The sequence below is a fragment of the Cryobacterium sp. SO2 genome, assembly GCF_026151165.2.
Lineage (GTDB): Bacteria > Actinomycetota > Actinomycetes > Actinomycetales > Microbacteriaceae > Cryobacterium.
Genome location: NZ_CP117849.1, coordinates 1,552,364 through 1,567,539 on the forward strand (window position 1 = coordinate 1,552,364; position 15,176 = coordinate 1,567,539).

At 69.0% G+C, this 15,176-nt stretch carries 17 protein-coding genes; 11 read left to right on the forward strand and 6 right to left on the reverse strand.

The window, feature by feature from the left end:
* The first annotated feature begins 34 nt into the window (after positions 1-34).
* Positions 35-457, forward strand: a complete 423-nt coding sequence (arfB, locus tag BJQ94_RS07090) for an alternative ribosome rescue aminoacyl-tRNA hydrolase ArfB (protein WP_265399906.1) — start codon at positions 35-37, stop codon at positions 455-457.
* A gap of 49 nt (positions 458-506) precedes the next feature.
* Here arfB and BJQ94_RS07095 read toward each other — a convergent pair whose 3' ends face one another.
* Positions 507-1,196 carry an alpha/beta family hydrolase gene (locus BJQ94_RS07095; RefSeq protein ID WP_265399907.1) on the reverse strand — a complete coding sequence of 230 codons (690 nt, stop codon included), beginning with the start codon at positions 1,194-1,196 and terminating at the stop codon, positions 507-509.
* A gap of 35 nt (positions 1,197-1,231) precedes the next feature.
* On the opposite strand from BJQ94_RS07095, the gene BJQ94_RS07100 reads away from it, so the two are divergent.
* Both BJQ94_RS07100 and BJQ94_RS07105 read left to right on the forward strand, forming a co-directional pair.
* A complete protein-coding gene (locus BJQ94_RS07100; RefSeq protein ID WP_265399908.1) occupies positions 1,232-1,837 on the forward strand; it encodes a DUF1992 domain-containing protein in 606 nt (201 codons plus the stop codon).
* Between the two features lie 150 nt (positions 1,838-1,987).
* Complete coding sequence (locus BJQ94_RS07105) at positions 1,988-2,494, forward strand: hypothetical protein (RefSeq protein WP_265399909.1); 507 nt, start codon at positions 1,988-1,990, stop codon at positions 2,492-2,494.
* A 93-nt stretch (positions 2,495-2,587) separates the two neighbouring features.
* Here the strand turns inward: BJQ94_RS07105 and ppk2 are convergent, their stop codons facing one another.
* Together ppk2 and BJQ94_RS07115 are read right to left on the reverse strand one after the other, a co-directional pair.
* Positions 2,588-3,397, reverse strand: coding sequence for a polyphosphate kinase 2 (gene ppk2, locus BJQ94_RS07110; protein ID WP_265399910.1), 810 nt, complete (start codon positions 3,395-3,397; stop codon positions 2,588-2,590).
* Positions 3,398-3,428: 31 nt separating this feature from the next.
* On the reverse strand, positions 3,429-4,319 hold the full coding sequence (locus BJQ94_RS07115; RefSeq protein ID WP_265399911.1) for a neutral zinc metallopeptidase: 891 nt from the start codon (positions 4,317-4,319) through the stop codon (positions 3,429-3,431).
* A gap of 98 nt (positions 4,320-4,417) precedes the next feature.
* Here BJQ94_RS07115 and BJQ94_RS07120 point away from each other — a divergent pair, with 98 nt between their 5' ends.
* Positions 4,418-4,693, forward strand: a complete 276-nt coding sequence (locus BJQ94_RS07120; protein ID WP_265399912.1) for an FAD-linked oxidase C-terminal domain-containing protein — start codon at positions 4,418-4,420, stop codon at positions 4,691-4,693.
* Here BJQ94_RS07120 and BJQ94_RS07125 read toward each other — a convergent pair.
* Positions 4,690-5,175, reverse strand: a complete 486-nt coding sequence (locus BJQ94_RS07125; RefSeq protein ID WP_265399913.1) for a flavodoxin domain-containing protein — start codon at positions 5,173-5,175, stop codon at positions 4,690-4,692. The genes BJQ94_RS07120 and BJQ94_RS07125 overlap by 4 nt on opposite strands.
* 161 nt (positions 5,176-5,336) lie before the next feature.
* Here BJQ94_RS07125 and BJQ94_RS07130 point away from each other — a divergent pair, with 161 nt between their 5' ends.
* Positions 5,337-6,599: an MFS transporter gene (locus BJQ94_RS07130; RefSeq protein ID WP_265399914.1), complete on the forward strand. Its 1,263-nt coding sequence runs from the start codon at positions 5,337-5,339 to the stop codon at positions 6,597-6,599.
* A gap of 37 nt (positions 6,600-6,636) precedes the next feature.
* Here the strand turns inward: BJQ94_RS07130 and BJQ94_RS07135 are convergent, their stop codons facing one another.
* Positions 6,637-7,341: a phosphatase PAP2 family protein gene (locus BJQ94_RS07135; protein WP_265399915.1), complete on the reverse strand. Its 705-nt coding sequence runs from the start codon at positions 7,339-7,341 to the stop codon at positions 6,637-6,639.
* Positions 7,342-7,567: 226 nt separating this feature from the next.
* Here BJQ94_RS07135 and BJQ94_RS07140 point away from each other — a divergent pair, with 226 nt between their 5' ends.
* The 3 genes from BJQ94_RS07140 to BJQ94_RS07150 all read left to right on the forward strand — a co-directional run bounded on the left by BJQ94_RS07140 (position 7,568) and on the right by BJQ94_RS07150 (position 11,490).
* A complete protein-coding gene (locus BJQ94_RS07140) occupies positions 7,568-8,146 on the forward strand; it encodes a GNAT family N-acetyltransferase (protein WP_265399916.1) in 579 nt (192 codons plus the stop codon).
* Positions 8,147-8,230: 84 nt separating this feature from the next.
* Complete coding sequence (locus BJQ94_RS07145; RefSeq protein ID WP_265399917.1) at positions 8,231-10,366, forward strand: MMPL family transporter; 2,136 nt, start codon at positions 8,231-8,233, stop codon at positions 10,364-10,366.
* Positions 10,367-10,458: 92 nt separating this feature from the next.
* The gene (locus BJQ94_RS07150) at positions 10,459-11,490 is read left to right on the forward strand and encodes a Gfo/Idh/MocA family oxidoreductase (protein ID WP_265399918.1); all 1,032 of its coding nucleotides are present in this window, start codon (positions 10,459-10,461) and stop codon (positions 11,488-11,490) included.
* Between the two features lie 31 nt (positions 11,491-11,521).
* Here the strand turns inward: BJQ94_RS07150 and BJQ94_RS07155 are convergent, their stop codons facing one another.
* Positions 11,522-12,115, reverse strand: coding sequence for a TetR/AcrR family transcriptional regulator (locus BJQ94_RS07155; RefSeq protein ID WP_265399919.1), 594 nt, complete (start codon positions 12,113-12,115; stop codon positions 11,522-11,524).
* 144 nt (positions 12,116-12,259) lie between these two features.
* On the opposite strand from BJQ94_RS07155, the gene BJQ94_RS07160 reads away from it, so the two are divergent.
* Genes BJQ94_RS07160 through BJQ94_RS07170 form a run of 3 tightly spaced genes read left to right on the forward strand, consistent with a single transcriptional unit; the run spans position 12,260 to position 15,107 of the window.
* Positions 12,260-12,742, forward strand: a complete 483-nt coding sequence (locus BJQ94_RS07160; protein ID WP_265399920.1) for a heme-degrading domain-containing protein — start codon at positions 12,260-12,262, stop codon at positions 12,740-12,742.
* 1 nt (position 12,743) lies between these two features.
* Positions 12,744-13,652 carry a biopolymer transporter Tol gene (locus BJQ94_RS07165; protein WP_265399921.1) on the forward strand — a complete coding sequence of 303 codons (909 nt, stop codon included), beginning with the start codon at positions 12,744-12,746 and terminating at the stop codon, positions 13,650-13,652.
* Between the two features lie 27 nt (positions 13,653-13,679).
* A complete protein-coding gene (locus BJQ94_RS07170) occupies positions 13,680-15,107 on the forward strand; it encodes a glycoside hydrolase family 30 protein (RefSeq protein ID WP_265399922.1) in 1,428 nt (475 codons plus the stop codon).
* Positions 15,108-15,176 lie beyond the last annotated feature (69 nt).

Genomic DNA, 15,176 nt, shown 5'->3' on the forward strand with positions numbered 1-15,176 from the left:
TCCAGCCGCACCCGGATCGTGGGACCCTTGGGGTATGGATCTGGAGGTGTCGCCCGCGCTCACGATTCCGGCGTCGGAACTCGCCTGGCGGTTCTCCCGGTCGTCCGGGCCCGGCGGACAGCACGTCAACACCTCGGACAGCCGTGTCGAGGTGTCCTGGAACGTCGCGGAGTCCGCGGTGCTCACGGAGGACCAGCGGGCTTTGCTGCTCAGCCGCCTGGATCGGCGCCTGATCGCCGGGGTCGTCACGATCGCCGCGTCCGAGCAGCGCTCCCAGCTGCGCAACCGGGAGATCGCGCTCGTGAAGCTCGCCGATCTCGTGACCGCGGGCCTGGCCCCAGATGCGGCCCGCCGTCGGGTCACCAAACCCACCAAGGGCTCCGGCCGGCGCCACCTCGCGGCCAAGCAGCAGCGCTCCGCCACGAAGCAGCAGCGCCGGCGGCCCTCCGCCGAGTAGCCCCCCTCCCCACGGAGCAGGCCCCGGCGGTCGCCCCGGGACGAGGAGTTCAGCCCGTCGGCCCGGGCCGAGCCGTCAGGTCGCTGCCGCGCACGAACTCGGCCACGAGCGGTGCTAGCGAGGCGCCCACCTCGGTGGGCGGGCGCTTGGCGCCCCGCACTTCGAAGGAATGGTTCGCATCGTCGATCCACCGCAATGTTGCGCGGGCGCCGATTTTGGCCACCACCGGGCCGAGTTCGGCCGGGCTGCCGAACGGGTCGCGGGTGCCCTGCACGAACAGCATCGGCAGGTCGATCCCGTAGAGGTGTTCGTCGCGCAGCTTCTCGGGCTTGCCGGGCGGATGCAACGGGTAGCCGAGAAAGACCAGCCCCGCTGCCGGCATGCCGGCAGCGACAGCCATCGACGCCATCCGCCCGCCGAAGGACTTGCCGGACGCCCAGACCGGAAGTCCGGGGGAGCGGAGCTCCGCAACCGCCAGGGCCGCCCGCCACGCGGCAATCGCCGTCGGGGCCCGGTCGGGGAGCTTTCGGCCGGCCTCCCGGTAGGGGAAGTTGAACCGAAGGGTCGCCATCCCCGCCTCATTCAGCGCCCGGGTGAACCCGACGAGGAATGGATGGTCGAAGCTCGACCCGGCGCCCGGAGCCACCACGAGCGTGGCACCCGGGTCGGCAGGCCCGGCGAACACGGCCGACACCTCGCCGTCGCCGACCGTGATGCGGATGTTCTCCGACGAATCCATCTGTGCTCCCTTCTCGAACAACCTAGGCTGGTTTCATGACTGGCTCACGCGAACCCAGCGATACCCCGCTGAACGTGGCGCGGTACAAGATCAACCGCGAGATTCCCGCCGCCGACCGTCCGGAGACGACCGAGCCGGACACCAACGAGGCCGGTCAGTCGATGATGGATGCCCGCGCCCAGTACGTGGAGATCTCGATCCAGCAGGCGATGCGCCGCGGCGACTTCGACAACCTCCCGGGCACCGGCAAACCGATCCCGGGGCTCGCCGCCCCGTACGACCCGGACTGGTGGATCCGCCAGAAGATCGAGCGCGAGCAGATCACTGGGCTCGGCCCGCCCGCGCTCACGCTGCGCTCCGAGGATGCCGGCCTCGACGCCCGCCTGGATGGCGTGTTCTCGGCATCGCAGGTGCGTGACCTCCTGGAGGACTTCAACCGGCGCGTGATCGAGGCCCGCCGGCAGCTTCGCGGCGGCCCGCCCGTCGTCACCGCGCTGCGGGACGTGGATGCGGAACTGGCGCGCTGGCAGGACCGGCGGGAGGCAAAGAGGCTCGAACAGGAGGTGGCCCGCGACCGCGAGGCCGCGGCACTGGCGGCGATGACCTGGCGGGAGCGCCGACGGGCCAAGCGCCAACGTTGACCCGCGAGCCGTGAGCAGAACCCCAAAAACCTCGGGTTTTCGGGGCTCATCTCACGGCTCGCGGGCGTTGGGTGCGCGTTCGCCGCAGAAGGGATACTGTCGCTGCCACCGCCTCGATCACGGTCGGTGGGCAACGACAGGAGGCCTCGGATGAGTCGGCCCGCACCGGTCAGCCGCCGGTTCCTCGGCGGCTTCGTGACCGAGGCATCGGTCTACGGCACGATTCTGGTGAGCGGCATGATCGTGGTCGCCGGCGGCTACGGGGCCACCTCCTGGCAGACGTTCCTCGGGGTGATCGGCACTGTCATCGTGTTCTGGGCCGCGCACGTGTACGCCGGCGCACTGGTCGAATACGGCGTGAAGAAGGCGGAGGATCCGAGCATGGGCACCGCCCTGCGGCTTTCCCTCCGGCACTCCCTGGGGTTTCTCACCTCGGCGGTTCCACCGTCGATCGTGCTGCTGCTCGGGGCGTTGCGCGTCGTGCCCGATGATGTGGCGGTGTGGACCGCACTGTGGCTGGGCGTGCTCATCCTCGGCGCTCTGGGCTACAGCGCCTTCGCGCTGCGGGGGAGCCCGTGGCCGGTGCGCATCCTCGGCAGTGTGGGCACGGCCGGCTTGGGGATCGCGATGATCCTGCTGAAGGTGGGCGTGCACTGACCGTGCGGGTCAGCCGTGTACATGCTCACGCCGGCGGATGCGGCGGATGCGGCGAAGCTGCTGGTCCTGACGTTCTCCTCGGCACGGGGCGACCTAGAACGGGGTGGGAATATGCCGAAGCGTCAGCTTCGGTTCTTGGTAGTCGCCGGGCTTCTGGCGCTCGGGCAGTTTCACGTCGGGGGTAGGTTCCGGCTCGTAGGGCACCTGGCTGAGCAGATGGCTGATGATGTTGAGGCGACCGCGCTTCTTGTCGTCGGTGTTGGCGATGTACCAGGGCGCCCCGCCGACATCCGTGGCCTGGAACATGGCGTCCCTGGCCCGGGAGTAGTCGTACCAGCGCCCGTAGGATTCCACGTCCATCGCCGAAAGCTTCCAGGTCTTGCGGGGATCGTTGATCCGGCTCTCCAACCGCCGGGTCTGCTCCTCTTCGCTCACCTCGAGCCAGTACTTGACCAGGATGATGCCGGAGTCCACCATTGCCCGCTCCACCAGAGGCGCCATCCGCAGAAAGTCCTCGGTCTGCTTGGGCGTGCAGAAGCCCATCACCCGTTCCACTCCGGCCCGGTTGTACCAACTGCGGTCGAAGATCACGACCTCCCCGGCGGCGGGGAAGTGCGCGAGGTAACGCTGGATGTACATCTGGCTTTTCTCCCGTTCGGTGGGAGAGGGCAGCGCAACCACCCGGAACACCCGGGGACTGACGCGTTCGACGATGCCCTTGATCGTGCCGCCCTTGCCCGCGGTGTCGCGGCCCTCGAACACTATGCAGAGCTTGGCGCCGGTGCGCTTGACCCACTCCTGCAGGGAGACCAGTTCTCCCTGCAGCGTGGCGAGCTCGGCCTCGTACTGCTTGCGGCCGAGCTTGCCGCCGTGGGTGGCACCGTTCTTCTTCTTGTCGCTCACCGTTGCACTCCGTTCACGTCGAGGCCGAACCTCAGTTGAGGATCGGAATCTCGGGGTAGAAACCGACACATTCCTCCATCGGTATGTCCGAGTCGGTCGTGAATGACGAATTGAACGCGTCCATCCGCTCCGGCATCGTGCCATGATCGCGTCCGTCCCCTTCCACGGATGCGATCACGGCGAGGACCGCGGTGAGATCGTTGGTGTCGTCCTCGGTCAGGACACCGAGCCCCGCCAGATAGGCCATGAACGCTCCGGCACCGCAGTCGGCCTGGTTCTCGAGCCGCACCGATTCCTCGGGAGGGATGGCGTTGCCGTTCGCCTCGGCGATGCTCTGCCAGATCCCCGCGGCGTTCTGGATGTGATGCGTCACCTCGTGGGCGATCGCCATCGGCAGGGACGCATCGCCGAGCACCTTGTAGTAGTCCCAGACCCTGTCCTCACCGAGATAGATGTTCTCGGAGCCGACGCAGTACTGAGCGGCCGTGTCGCTGACCTCGCAGCCGGCGGAGTCCTCGCCGACGTACCCCCGGGGAATGAACCAGTACGCATTCGGGTGCGGGATGTCTTCGTAGACGGTGTCCAGCCAGGCGTCGACCGACGGCACCACGCAGTTGAGGTACTCGACCATCTCGGTTTCGGTGAAGGCGCCTTCCAGGTCGCCGTCGACCTGGCAGGTCGCCGAGGTGCTGAGTTCAACCGGCTCGGCGGCGGGCTCGGGGGCCGGGGTCTCCGTGGTCTCAGGGGTCTCCGTGGTCTCCGCGGACTCGGTGGTGTCGTCGGCCGGCGCCGGCGTCGCGGCCGGCTGGGACGGTTGCGGTTGCGGTTGAGGCTGCTGGGGCCCCGGCAGCGGGGTGACGAACGTGCAGCCGGCCAGCAGCAGCAGCGTGGTGGCGGTGAGGGCGAACAGGGCCTTGCGCATCGCGTTCCCTCCAGGCTGGGCGACAGCGACCGGCATCCAGGTTGCCCGGCTGCTCGCAGAGCACTGTAGACCCGCTCCCGGAGGGTTGGGAAGACCGGGTGGCGGCTCGCTGCGTGCCGCGCGGCGCTGTGCCGGCGATGCTCGCCAGTATCCAGGAGACCGCGGCGCGGCACGACGTGGTGATCGCGAACATCGCCCACGCCGGCGACGGCAACCTGCACCCGCTGATCATCGCCCCTGAGGGGGACCTTGAGACTAAGGCGCTGCCCGGCGCAGAGATCGAGCTCGGCCCGCGGGTGCGGCAGATGCACCGGGTGGTGAAGGATGCCCTGGACCCCGAGCACATCCTCAACCCGGGCAAGGCGTTCAGCTAGGAGGCCAGGGCGGCGCCCCACAGCTCGGCGCGGGCCAGCTCGCCGTCGGCCAGGGGACCGGCGGTACCGCCGACGAGGAAACTCTCCCGGCCGGCGACGGTGGCCGAGTGGCGGCGCAGCCGCTTCTCGATGGCCTTCGCGGCCGACCCTGAGAAGAACCCGCGGCCGGCGACGGTGTCGAATGTCGCGACCCGGCGACCGGCCTGACCGGGGAGCAGCTCCAGCCACTCGGCGATCCCGGAGCTCACGGGATGGCCGCCCTTGGCCGCCGCCTGTGCCCGGGACGCGGGCCCGGGCAGTCCCATGTTGTGGGTGGGCGCGCCCAGCAGCAGCAGGTCCACGCCCTCGGCGGCAGGGGCATCGGCAGAGGCGGCGTCGACAACGGTGACGTCGGCCCCGCGCGACCGGAGCCCGGTGGCGACGGCACCGGCGACCTGGGCGGTATTGCCGAAACACGATTCGATGACGATCAGCACGTTCACTACGGCTCCTCGGGTGGGACAGGCCAGATGCGGTGAGCGCGCTGCTCGCCGCGGCGACATCGCCGGGCCCGTTCCCTACAGGCCCGAGCCTAGCCATCCGCACTGCACGGGTCGATGATTGCTGGTGTGACGGGATTCGGTGAGCCGATCGGACCCGGGTCGTGAACCCGGCGTCCCGGCGCGTCCAGCGCATCTACCTGATCCTCTTGCTCGGCAATACCCTGGCGGCGTCGTTCATCTGGGGCATCAACACGCTGTTCCTGCTCGACGCCGGGCTGAGCAACTTCGAGGCGTTCGCCGCGAACGGATTCTTCACCGCGGGCATGGTGATCTTCGAGATCCCCACCGGCGTCGTCGCCGACACCGTGGGGCGCAAGGCCTCTTACTTGCTGGGCACGATCACGTTGTCGGTCACCACGGCGCTGTACTGGATGCTCTGGGTGTGGCAGTCGCCGTTCGTCTGGTGGGCCATCGTCTCGGTGCTGCTCGGGCTGGGTTTCACCTTTTTCTCCGGCGCGGTGGAGGCCTGGCTGGTCGACGCTCTCACCTCCACCGGGTACACCGGCAGCCTCGAGGCCGTGTTCGGCCGTGGGCTCGTGGTGACCGGGATCGCCATGTTCGCCGGCTCGGTGCTCGGCGGCGTCATCGCGCAGGCCACCAATCTCGGGGTGCCGTTCCTCCTGCGGGCCGGGGTGCTCGTGGTGATGTTCCTGTATGCGTTCATCGTGATGAAAGACCTCGGCTTCACCCCTGACCACTCGCGGGGCCCGCTCCAGGCGACCCGCCTCGTGCTGTCGGAGTCGGTGGAACACGGGCTGAAGCGGCGGTCGGTGCGTTACATGATCCTCTCCGCACCGTTCGCCTCCGGGGTGGGGATCTACGCCTTCTACGCTCTGCAGCCCTATCTGCTCGAGCTCTACGGCGATCCGTCGGCCTACTCCATCGCCGGGCTGGCCGCGGCGATTCTCTCGCTGGCGCAGGTGGTCGGCGGCGTCCTGGCACCGCGCATCCGCACGCTCTTCGCCAAGCGCACCAGCACCGTGATCGGAGCGTCGCTGCTCAGCGTGGCGTCGCTCATCGTGCTCGGCCTGACCAACCTGTTCTGGCTCGCCGTGGTCTTCCTGCTGATCTGGGGATTCGTCTTCGCGGTTGCCGAACCGGTGCGGCAGGCCTACCTCAACGACATGATCCCCTCGAAGCAACGCGCCACGGTGCTCTCCTTCGATTCGCTCTTCGGCAGCCTCGGCGGGGTCTTCATCCAACCGGCCCTCGGCCGCGCCGCCGACATCGGCGGTTACGGCACCTCCCTGCTGATCGGCGGTCTGGTGGAGCTCATCGGGGTGCCGATCATGCTCGCCAGCCGCCGGCAGAACGATCCCGCCGACACCACAACCGTGCGAGCGGATGCCGCCGCCCCGGAGTAGCCGTGAGCGACCCCGTCTGGTTCGGGAACGTTGAGGCTCAGGGGCGCTGAGGCCGCGCTCGTGACCGCCGCTGAACGGCGAGTTCCCGCTCACCGTTCAGTTTCGCGGCCACGGGCGCCCACAGCACCGCCGCGACGCCGATGCTGAGCAGGAGGGCGCCGAGGGTGTCGGTGAGCCAGTGCGCTCCCAGGTAGGTGCGGCTGAGCATCATGATCACCGTGTACAGCGTCGCGGCCAGCCACACCCAGACCCGCGGAAACAGGATCGCCAGAACCGCCGCCGTGGCCGCTGCGTTGGCGACATGCCCGGACGGGAACGACCCGAAGTCGAGGTTGGTCAGGATGTTCTCTGGACGTGCCCGACCGAACAGGTGCTTGAGCAGCTGGGTGAGCGCACCGGTGACCACGCTCACCGCCAGGAAGTACCCGGCTGCCCACGGGCGCCGCAGCCACAGCAGCCCGGCGATGATCGCGGCCGGCAGCACGATGGTCGCGACCAGGCCGCCGCCGAGGGTGTCCATCACGAGGGCCAGGACATCCCAAATCGGCGCCCGATTCGCGCGCAGATCGTTGAACCACTGGGTGTCGACGGGCAGGGGCAGCCCCTGGTCGCGCACCACGATGAGCATCCCCAGGCCCACGGCGAGGCCCAGCGCGATGAGCCCGCTCAGCAGCGGCCACCACTGCGAGACGCGTTTCGCCCGCGGCTGTGCCGCTCCTTCCGGGTGTTTCGGCGACTCCATCCGGCCAATGTTACGGGCTGGGGTTGGGGGCTCTGCGGGAGCTCGTCACGCCGTGGTGTTCTCGTTGACCACTCGGAGCCCGGTGAGTCGCGGCGTCCGGCGGAGACAGGCCCTGTAGGGACCTCGTCTGCCGGTGCTCCGGGCGCCCGGCCGGGGCCGGCGAGCCGGAATCGTGACGTCACCGACCGTTCACCCGGGCGCCATCGGTGGCCGGGACACTGTGCGCATGAACCCCCGCACGTCGCCCGACCTCGTCGCCCTTGAGCTTCGACTTCTCTCCGCGCTGGATGCGGTGGCCCGCGACGCTGTGGGCTGCACCCTGGGGGAGCTGGACTACCCCGTGGCGGCCGCACCCACCGGATCTGCCCTGGTCCAGTCCTACCTGCTGCGTGCTCCCGAGAGCTCCTGGGCGCTCTGGCACAACGGCGCACCCGCCGGGGTGTTCGCAGTGGTGCCGTACCTCGAGCTGGCCGGTGCCCACCAGACCTCCACCTATCTGGCGCCCGGCGCGCGGGGCTCCGGCCTCAACGCGGCCGTGAAAAGAGCCGCGATCGTGGCGGCGCGCGCCAGCTCGCTGTCGCTCTACTCGTCGGTGCATCACGCCAACGCACGGTCGGTGGCGGCGACCCGCCGGCTGTTCACGGCGATCGACCCGACGAAGGTGTTCGAGCACACCGCCGGGCGGCTGGCCTGGCGCTTTGATCTGAGCGACCCGTGGGCCCGGCTGGCGGATGGGCCGGTGCACGCCGACCTGGTGGACACGCTTGTCGGCGCATTCCGGCACCCGGCCCGCCAGGCCGCCTGAGCGCCTCCGCGGGTTGCCGGGCAGGCCGGACGCGCGTACCGTCACCAGCGGCATCCATCAGGCCGGTCGGGAGAGACCGTCGACATGCACACGTTGCTCGAACGCTACGGAGTCTTCGCGGCCACACATGCCTGGCGGGTCGTGGTGCTGTTTCTCGCGGCCGTCGCCCTCGTCGCCGGGTTCGGCCTGGGCATCGGCCAGACCACCGATGACACCGTCACACTGCCGAACAGTGAGAGCACCTCGGCCCAGAACCTGCTCAACTCGGCGTTTCCGAAGAGCGCCAAGGGCTCGGGCACGATCGTGCTCTCCGGCGACGCCGGAGCGTTCTCCTCGGCAGACGGCACTGCGGCCCTGCAGACCCTGGCCGCCAGCATCGCCGACGACAAACACGTGACCCAGGCGGTGCTGCTGCCCACCGCCATCAGCTCCGACGGCAGCGTGGCCTACATCAGCGTGTCGTTCGACGTGGCGACCCGGGAGGTCACCCCCGCCATCGCGCAGCCGGTGCTGGACACCGCCACCCAGGGCGCCCCGTCGGGCTCGACGGTGCTGCCCGGCGGGCAGATCGCCACGACCCTCGCCGCCGAACCCACTCACGGCGCCGAACTGGTGGGCCTCATCGCCGCGGCGATCATTCTGCTGGTCTCGCTCGGCACGGCCGTGGCCATGGCCCTGCCGATCCTCTCCGCCCTGCTCGGCCTGGTGTTCGGGCTCGGCGCGATCGCCCTGCTCAGCCTGCTGGATGCGATCCCCTCGGTGTCCGGCACCATCGCCGCGATGCTCAGCCTCGGTGTGGGCATCGACTACTCCCTCTTCCTGATCACCAAGTACCGGTCGGTGCGCAGCACGGGTGCTCCCGTTTCCGTCGCGGCCGGCCGGGCCATGGCCAGCTCAGGATCCGCCATCGTATTCGCCGGGGTGACCGTGATGGTCGCCCTGGCCGGCCTCGTGCTGGCGGGAGTGCCGTACCTCAACTCGCTGGCCTGGGTGGCCGCGACCGGGGTGGCCTGCGCCATGCTCACCTGCCTGATCCTGCTGCCCGCCGTGCTCGGGCTGCTCGGCGACGGCATCGAACGCCTGGCACTGCCCCGCCGCACCGCGCCGGGGGAGAAACCCGGCCTGTGGCAGCGGATCGGCGCGGCCACCTCCACACGGCCCTGGCTCTCCCTGGCGGGCAGTGTCGTGGTGCTCGCGGCGCTGGCCTTTCCCGTCACCGCCCTGCAACTGGGCCAGACCGATGACGGCAACGATCCCACCAGCCAGGTCACCCGGCAGAGCTACGACGTGCTCAGCGATGCGTTCGGTGCCGGGGTGAACGGTCCGCTGCTCGTGATCGCCGCCCTGCCCACACCGGAGCCGGCCGGCCAATCGGTGCCGGCCGACCCCGCCCTTGCCGCCCTGACCACGGCGCTGGGTTCCACGAAGGGTGTCGCCAGCGTGGTCGGGCCCACGGTGAGCGACGACGGCACCGCCGCACAGTGGTCGGTGATCCCCAGCACGGGCCCGAGCGACCCGAAAACCGCCACGCTCGTGCAAACCCTGCGCAACACCGTCATTCCCGGTGCGCAGGGCGACCTGGATCCGCTCGTCGGCGGGCAGACGGCGGCGAAGGCCGACTTCGCCGGCATCATCGACTCGAGCCTGCTCACGGTGATCGTCGCCGTGATCGCAGCGAGCGCCGTGTTGTTGTTCTTCGCGTTCCGCTCTGTAGCCATCCCGCTCACCGCCGCGGCCATGAACGTGGTCTCGATCCTCGTGGCCTACGGGGTGCTCGTGTTCGTGTTCCAGGAGGGCAACGGCATCGGGCTCACCGGCCTCGACGCCCCCGTGCCGATTGAGGCGTATGTGCCGCTGCTGCTCTTCGCCGTGCTCTTCGGGCTGTCGATGGACTACGAGGTGTTCCTGCTCAGCGCCATCCAGGAGTCCTGGCACATCTTCGCCGACAACCGCCGCGCCGTGGTGCACGGCATCGGAAGCACCGGCCGGGTGATCACCTCCGCGGCGCTGATCATGGTGAGCGTGTTCATCTCGTTCGTACCCAACCCCGACCCTGTCGTCAAGATGTTCGGCGTGGGCCTGGCCGTGGCCGTGCTCGTCGACGCGACCCTCGTGCGCGGTCTGCTCGTTCCCGCCGTGATGTCGCTGCTGGGCCGGGCCAATTGGTGGCTGCCGCGCTGGCTAGATAAACGGATGCCGCACCTCACCATCGAAGGCTGAGCACCGAACGGGCACCACAGGAACTTTATCAATGATAAATTTCAGGGATCACGAACGCTCTGCTGTAGCCGTGCCCTGAAAGGTAGAAATCGATGTTGCCGTCTTCTTTCCCCGAACCCGACCTGTTCTCGCCCGGTACCGGCGAGCCTGCGCTGCGCTGGGGCGTGCTCGCTCCCGGCCGGATTGCGGGTGCCTTCGTGGGGGCGATGCATCGGAACACCACCCAGCGGGTCACCGCCGTGGCCTCCAGGTCGCTCGAACGGGCGGAGCTCTTCGCCCGCGAGCACGGCGCGGACACCGCCTACGGCTCCTACGAGGAACTCGTCGCCGACCCGTCGATCGACGTGGTCTACGTGGCCTCGCCCCAGAGCGAGCACCTCAAGTTGGGCCTGCTGGCGATCAACGCCGGCAAGCACGTGCTGATCGAGAAGCCGATGGCCACCACCGCAGCCGACGCCCAGTTGCTCGTCGACGCCGCGGCATCCGCCGGCACCCTGCTGATGGAAGCGATGTGGTCGCGCTACCTGCCCCAGGCGTCGGTCATCACCACGCTCATCGCCGACGGGGTCCTGGGCGATCTTCGCGCGGTGCACGCCGACTTCGGTCAGGCGAAGGCCGGCAACCCCGAACACCGCTTGTTTCGCAAGGAACTGGGCGGGGGAGCCCTGCTCGACCTCGGCATCTACCCGGTGCAGCTGGCGTCCATGGTGCTCGGCGCCCCTCGCACGATCACCGCGGTCGGAGCGATCGGCGAGACCGGGGTCGATCTCTACTCCACTCTGGTGCTCGGCTACGACGGGCCCGCGCAGTCGACGCTGTCCACCTCGCTGCTGGCGCGCACACCGTCGGTGGCGGCGATCATGGGAACCGAGGCGCGCATCGAGCTGGGATCACCGTTCCACGTGCCCACCACCCTCGTCCTCGCCGACAACGAGTTCCTCGGCCCGACCCTCACCTGGGCGGACCCCACCGGGCTGGCGCTGCTCGAGGGGCTCTCCTGGGAAGCCACCGCCCTCGCGACCTTCGTGGGGGAGGGGCGCACCGAATCACCCCTGCACAACCTGGACGAGACGGTGTCCGTCCTGGCGACCCTCGACGAGGCACTCCGGCAGATCGCGGCGTGATCCGGTCTGCTCCAGGTCAGAAGGCTGCCGGCTAGACGGCGGGCGGTTGGCTGCGCAGGTGGTCGATCACGGATTCCAGGTCGGCCGGGGCGTCGATGGCCGGGTTCATCAGGGCCTGCAGCTGCACACCGTCGGCCACGGCGATGAGCATCCGGGCGGCCCGGTCGGGGTCTACCTCGGCCGGGATCCGCCCGGCCGCCTGCTCGAACCGCACGGCGGCGCTCAGGATGCCGCGCACCCTGTCGAAGCGGTCCCGGAAGAAGCCATGGGCGGGATGGGTCGCATCCACCGCCTCGGCGGCGAAGATCAGGTATAGGTGCACCAGTCCGGGGATCTCGAGGTTGCGGCGGATGATCGCCGTGTAGTTGTCGAGGGTCTCACCGGGCAGGAAGTCCCCGCCGATCGACTCCAGCGCGTTGTCGTCCCAGCGGGCGATGACGTTCTGGATCAGGTCTTCGCGGCTGTCGAAGTAATACAGGATGTGGGCGGGCTCCACCTCGAGTTCCCGCCCGATCGCGCGCAGCGAGGTGCCCTGGAAGCCATCGCGCGAGAGCACCTCGGTGGCTGTCTGCAGGATCGCCTCGCGGCGGGCGGCGCCCTTGGGAAAACGACCTGTGCGTGCCATGCGGCCAGCCTAGCGGCCGGCCGCGTTGCCGGCCGGTCGAACTTATCAATGTAAAAAACTCACTTGCACCGCCCAGCCGGCACCGATAACGTGCTCGGTAGTGCGGCGCCGCTGCCGACACGACAACGAAGACGGATGTACCCCATGTCGATCACCCCAGACCCCGCCGCCCAGGCCCTCCTGCCCCTGCTGGAGGAGCAGAATTCGCGCATCAGTTTCCCCTCCTTCGACTACGACGACGCCTACAAGCTCGGCAGCGCGATCATGGCGCGGGCGGCCGCCGACGATCTCAAGATCACGGTAGCGATGTCGTTCGGCCAGCAGCGGGTGTTCCACGCCGCACGGCCGGGCACCACCGCCGACAACGACGAGTGGCTGGCCAAGAAGTTCCGCGTGGTCGCCCGGTACAACGCGCCGTCGTTCCTGATCAGCACCAAATACCGGGCGCGAGGGCTCGACTTCAACCAGGCCACCGGACTGCCCATCTCGGAGTACGTGGCCGCCGGAGGTGCCTTCCCGCTGCGCGTGAACGGGTCCATCATCGGGGCCGTCGGGGTGTCCGGCCTGGTCGAGAACCTCGACCACGATCTGGTCGTCTGGGCGCTCGAGGCCGCACGGGGACTCTGAGATGGACTCCCGTCGGCTCCGGCCCGGCCAGACCAGCCGGGTGCACATCGGCTACCGCGACGGCCGTGACCCCGAGGTCGTCTTCGAGACCGACAGCATCCTGATCGAGGCTCCCAACTGGACCCTGGACGGCGCCGACCTCATCGTCAACGGCGACGGACTGCTCTGGTCCCTCCCCGCCGACGGCAGCGGGGGACTGGCACCGATCGCGCTCGAGGGCGTTCCGGCGCTCAACAACGACCACGTGCTCGCGCCGGACGGCGAGCACATCTTCGTCTCGGCCAACGACTGGCACATCTACCGGGCGTCCCTGGCGGGCGGCCCCACCCGGCGCATCACCAACCCCGGCGACCGCATGCACTTCCTGCACGGCGTGAGCCCCGACGGACACACTCTCGCCTACATCGGCCTGGAGCCGGGTGGGGCGGATGTCTGGGCCAGCGGCAATGTGTTCAGCATCCCGGCCGACGGCGGCGCCGACCGGCAGCTGACCCACGACAGCCGCCCCGCCGACGGCTGCGAGTACTCGCCGGACGGCGCCTGGATCTACTTCAACACCGAGGCCTTCGAGGCAGCGGCAGGTCATGCCCAGATCGCCCGGATGCGCCCGGACGGCACGGGTGTGGAGCAGCTGACCGTTGACGACCGGGTGAACTGGTTCCCGCACCTGTCGCCGGATGGCGCGAGCGCGGTCTACCTCTCGTTCCCCGCCGGCACCGAGGGGCACCCGGCCGACCTCTGGGTCGATCTGATGCTGGTCGACGGCACGGACTGGACGCATCCGCGTACCGTGCAGCGGCTCTTCGGCGGGCAGGGAACCCTCAACGTCAACAGCTGGGCTCCCGACAGCGAACGCTTCGCCTACATCAGCTACCCGGTCGCCGACGAGCACGGCACCCCCACCCCCTGACCACCACCCTGACATCGAAGGAACACGATGAGCACCACCACGCCCCGCAATGACGCGCAGCACCCCACCGACACCGCGCAGTTGGATAGCGCCGTGAAGTGGGTGGTGACCACCGAGACCGCCCCCTGGCACGAGCGGGAGGGGCTGGAGCTCGCTTCTCCCACGGGCATGCCCGACGTGTTCGTTCGGTCGGAGAACCCGCTGCACACCATCGAGGGGTTCGGCGCGGCGTTCAACGAACTCGGCTGGACGGCACTTTCCGCCCTGAGCGCCGGGCAGCGCGAGGAGATCCTCCGCGAACTGTTCGCGCCGGGCGTTGGCGCCAACTTCACTCTCGGGCGCATGCCCATCGGCGCCAACGACTTCTCGCGGGACTGGTACTCCTACGACGAAGTGGACGGGGACTTCGCCCTCGAGCACTTCTCGATCGCCAACGACCTGGACACCCTGGTGCCTTTCATCCGGGCGGCGCAGCAGTATCAGCCCGACCTTGCCGTGTGGGCATCGCCGTGGAGCCCGCCGACCTGGATGAAGACCAACGGGCACTACGCCGGCGCGCTGCCCATCCCCGGTTTCCAGAACGTCGAGAACGGCCTGCGGCCCGATCAGGTGGGCCGCGAGGGCACCGACATGTTCGTCCAGGACGAACCCTACTTCCAGGCCTATGCGTCGTATTTCGGCCGGTTCATCGACGAGTACCGCGCCCTCGGCATCAGCATCACCATGGTGATGCCGCAGAACGAGTTCAATTCGGCGCAGGTCTTCCCCAGCTGCACCTGGACGCCGGAGGGCCTGGCCCGATTCATCCGGCACCTCGGTCCGGCCATGGCCGAACGGAGCGTGGCCGTATTCTTGGGCACCCTCGAACGCGGCGACAACCGCTTGGTCGACGGCGTCCTCGCCGACGCGGAGGCGGCCCGCTACATCGACGGGGTCGGCGTGCAGTGGCACGGCAAGAAGGCCGCCGCGTTCCTGCACCGCGACTACCCCCAGCTTCGGATCTACCAAACCGAGCAGGAATGCGGCGACGGGAAGAACGACTGGCGGTACGCCCGGTACGCCTGGACGCTGATGAAGAACTTCATTGCCGACGGCGCATCCGCCTACCTGTACTGGAACCTGGCGCTCGAGCGCGGCGGGGTGAGCCGGTGGGGGTGGTCGCAGAACTCGCTGGTGACCGTCGATGCCGCGAGCGGCCGGTTCGAGTACACCTACGAGTACTACCTGCTCAAGCACGTCAGCCACTTCGTGGCGCCGGGTGCCCGGGTGCTGAACACCCTCAGCTACACCGGGTTCGAGAACCAGCTGGCCTTCCTCAACCCCGACGGCAGCATCGTCATCGTTCTGCAGAACGACCTGCACGAGGAGCAGGTCGTGAACGTGCTGATCGGCGACCGGGTGCTCTCGCCCACCCTGCCGGCGGACTCGTTCAGCACCTTCGGGATCCCGGCCTGAACCGGGCACATTCCCTGAGAGGATTCACAGGAACGCTGTCCTAAACTCTGAGGTTTGCAACCGGATGGT

Excerpts from the sequence above, each read along its gene's own strand:
- BJQ94_RS07165 (WP_265399921.1), top strand. The coding sequence starts at position 12,744 with ATGGACTCCCGTCGGCTCCGGCCCGGCCAGACCAGCCGGGTGCACATC.
- BJQ94_RS07140 (WP_265399916.1), top strand. The coding sequence starts at position 7,568 with ATGAACCCCCGCACGTCGCCCGACCTCGTCGCCCTTGAGCTTCGACTT.
- arfB (WP_265399906.1), top strand. The coding sequence starts at position 35 with ATGGATCTGGAGGTGTCGCCCGCGCTCACGATTCCGGCGTCGGAACTC.
- BJQ94_RS07095 (WP_265399907.1), bottom strand. The coding sequence starts at position 1,196 with ATGGATTCGTCGGAGAACATCCGCATCACGGTCGGCGACGGCGAGGTG.
- BJQ94_RS07150 (WP_265399918.1), top strand. The coding sequence starts at position 10,459 with ATGTTGCCGTCTTCTTTCCCCGAACCCGACCTGTTCTCGCCCGGTACC.
- BJQ94_RS07145 (WP_265399917.1), top strand. The coding sequence starts at position 8,231 with ATGCACACGTTGCTCGAACGCTACGGAGTCTTCGCGGCCACACATGCC.
- BJQ94_RS07155 (WP_265399919.1), bottom strand. The coding sequence starts at position 12,115 with ATGGCACGCACAGGTCGTTTTCCCAAGGGCGCCGCCCGCCGCGAGGCG.
- BJQ94_RS07100 (WP_265399908.1), top strand. The coding sequence starts at position 1,232 with ATGACTGGCTCACGCGAACCCAGCGATACCCCGCTGAACGTGGCGCGG.
- BJQ94_RS07160 (WP_265399920.1), top strand. The coding sequence starts at position 12,260 with ATGTCGATCACCCCAGACCCCGCCGCCCAGGCCCTCCTGCCCCTGCTG.
- BJQ94_RS07170 (WP_265399922.1), top strand. The coding sequence starts at position 13,680 with ATGAGCACCACCACGCCCCGCAATGACGCGCAGCACCCCACCGACACC.
- BJQ94_RS07115 (WP_265399911.1), bottom strand. The coding sequence starts at position 4,319 with ATGCGCAAGGCCCTGTTCGCCCTCACCGCCACCACGCTGCTGCTGCTG.
- BJQ94_RS07135 (WP_265399915.1), bottom strand. The coding sequence starts at position 7,341 with ATGGAGTCGCCGAAACACCCGGAAGGAGCGGCACAGCCGCGGGCGAAA.
- BJQ94_RS07105 (WP_265399909.1), top strand. The coding sequence starts at position 1,988 with ATGAGTCGGCCCGCACCGGTCAGCCGCCGGTTCCTCGGCGGCTTCGTG.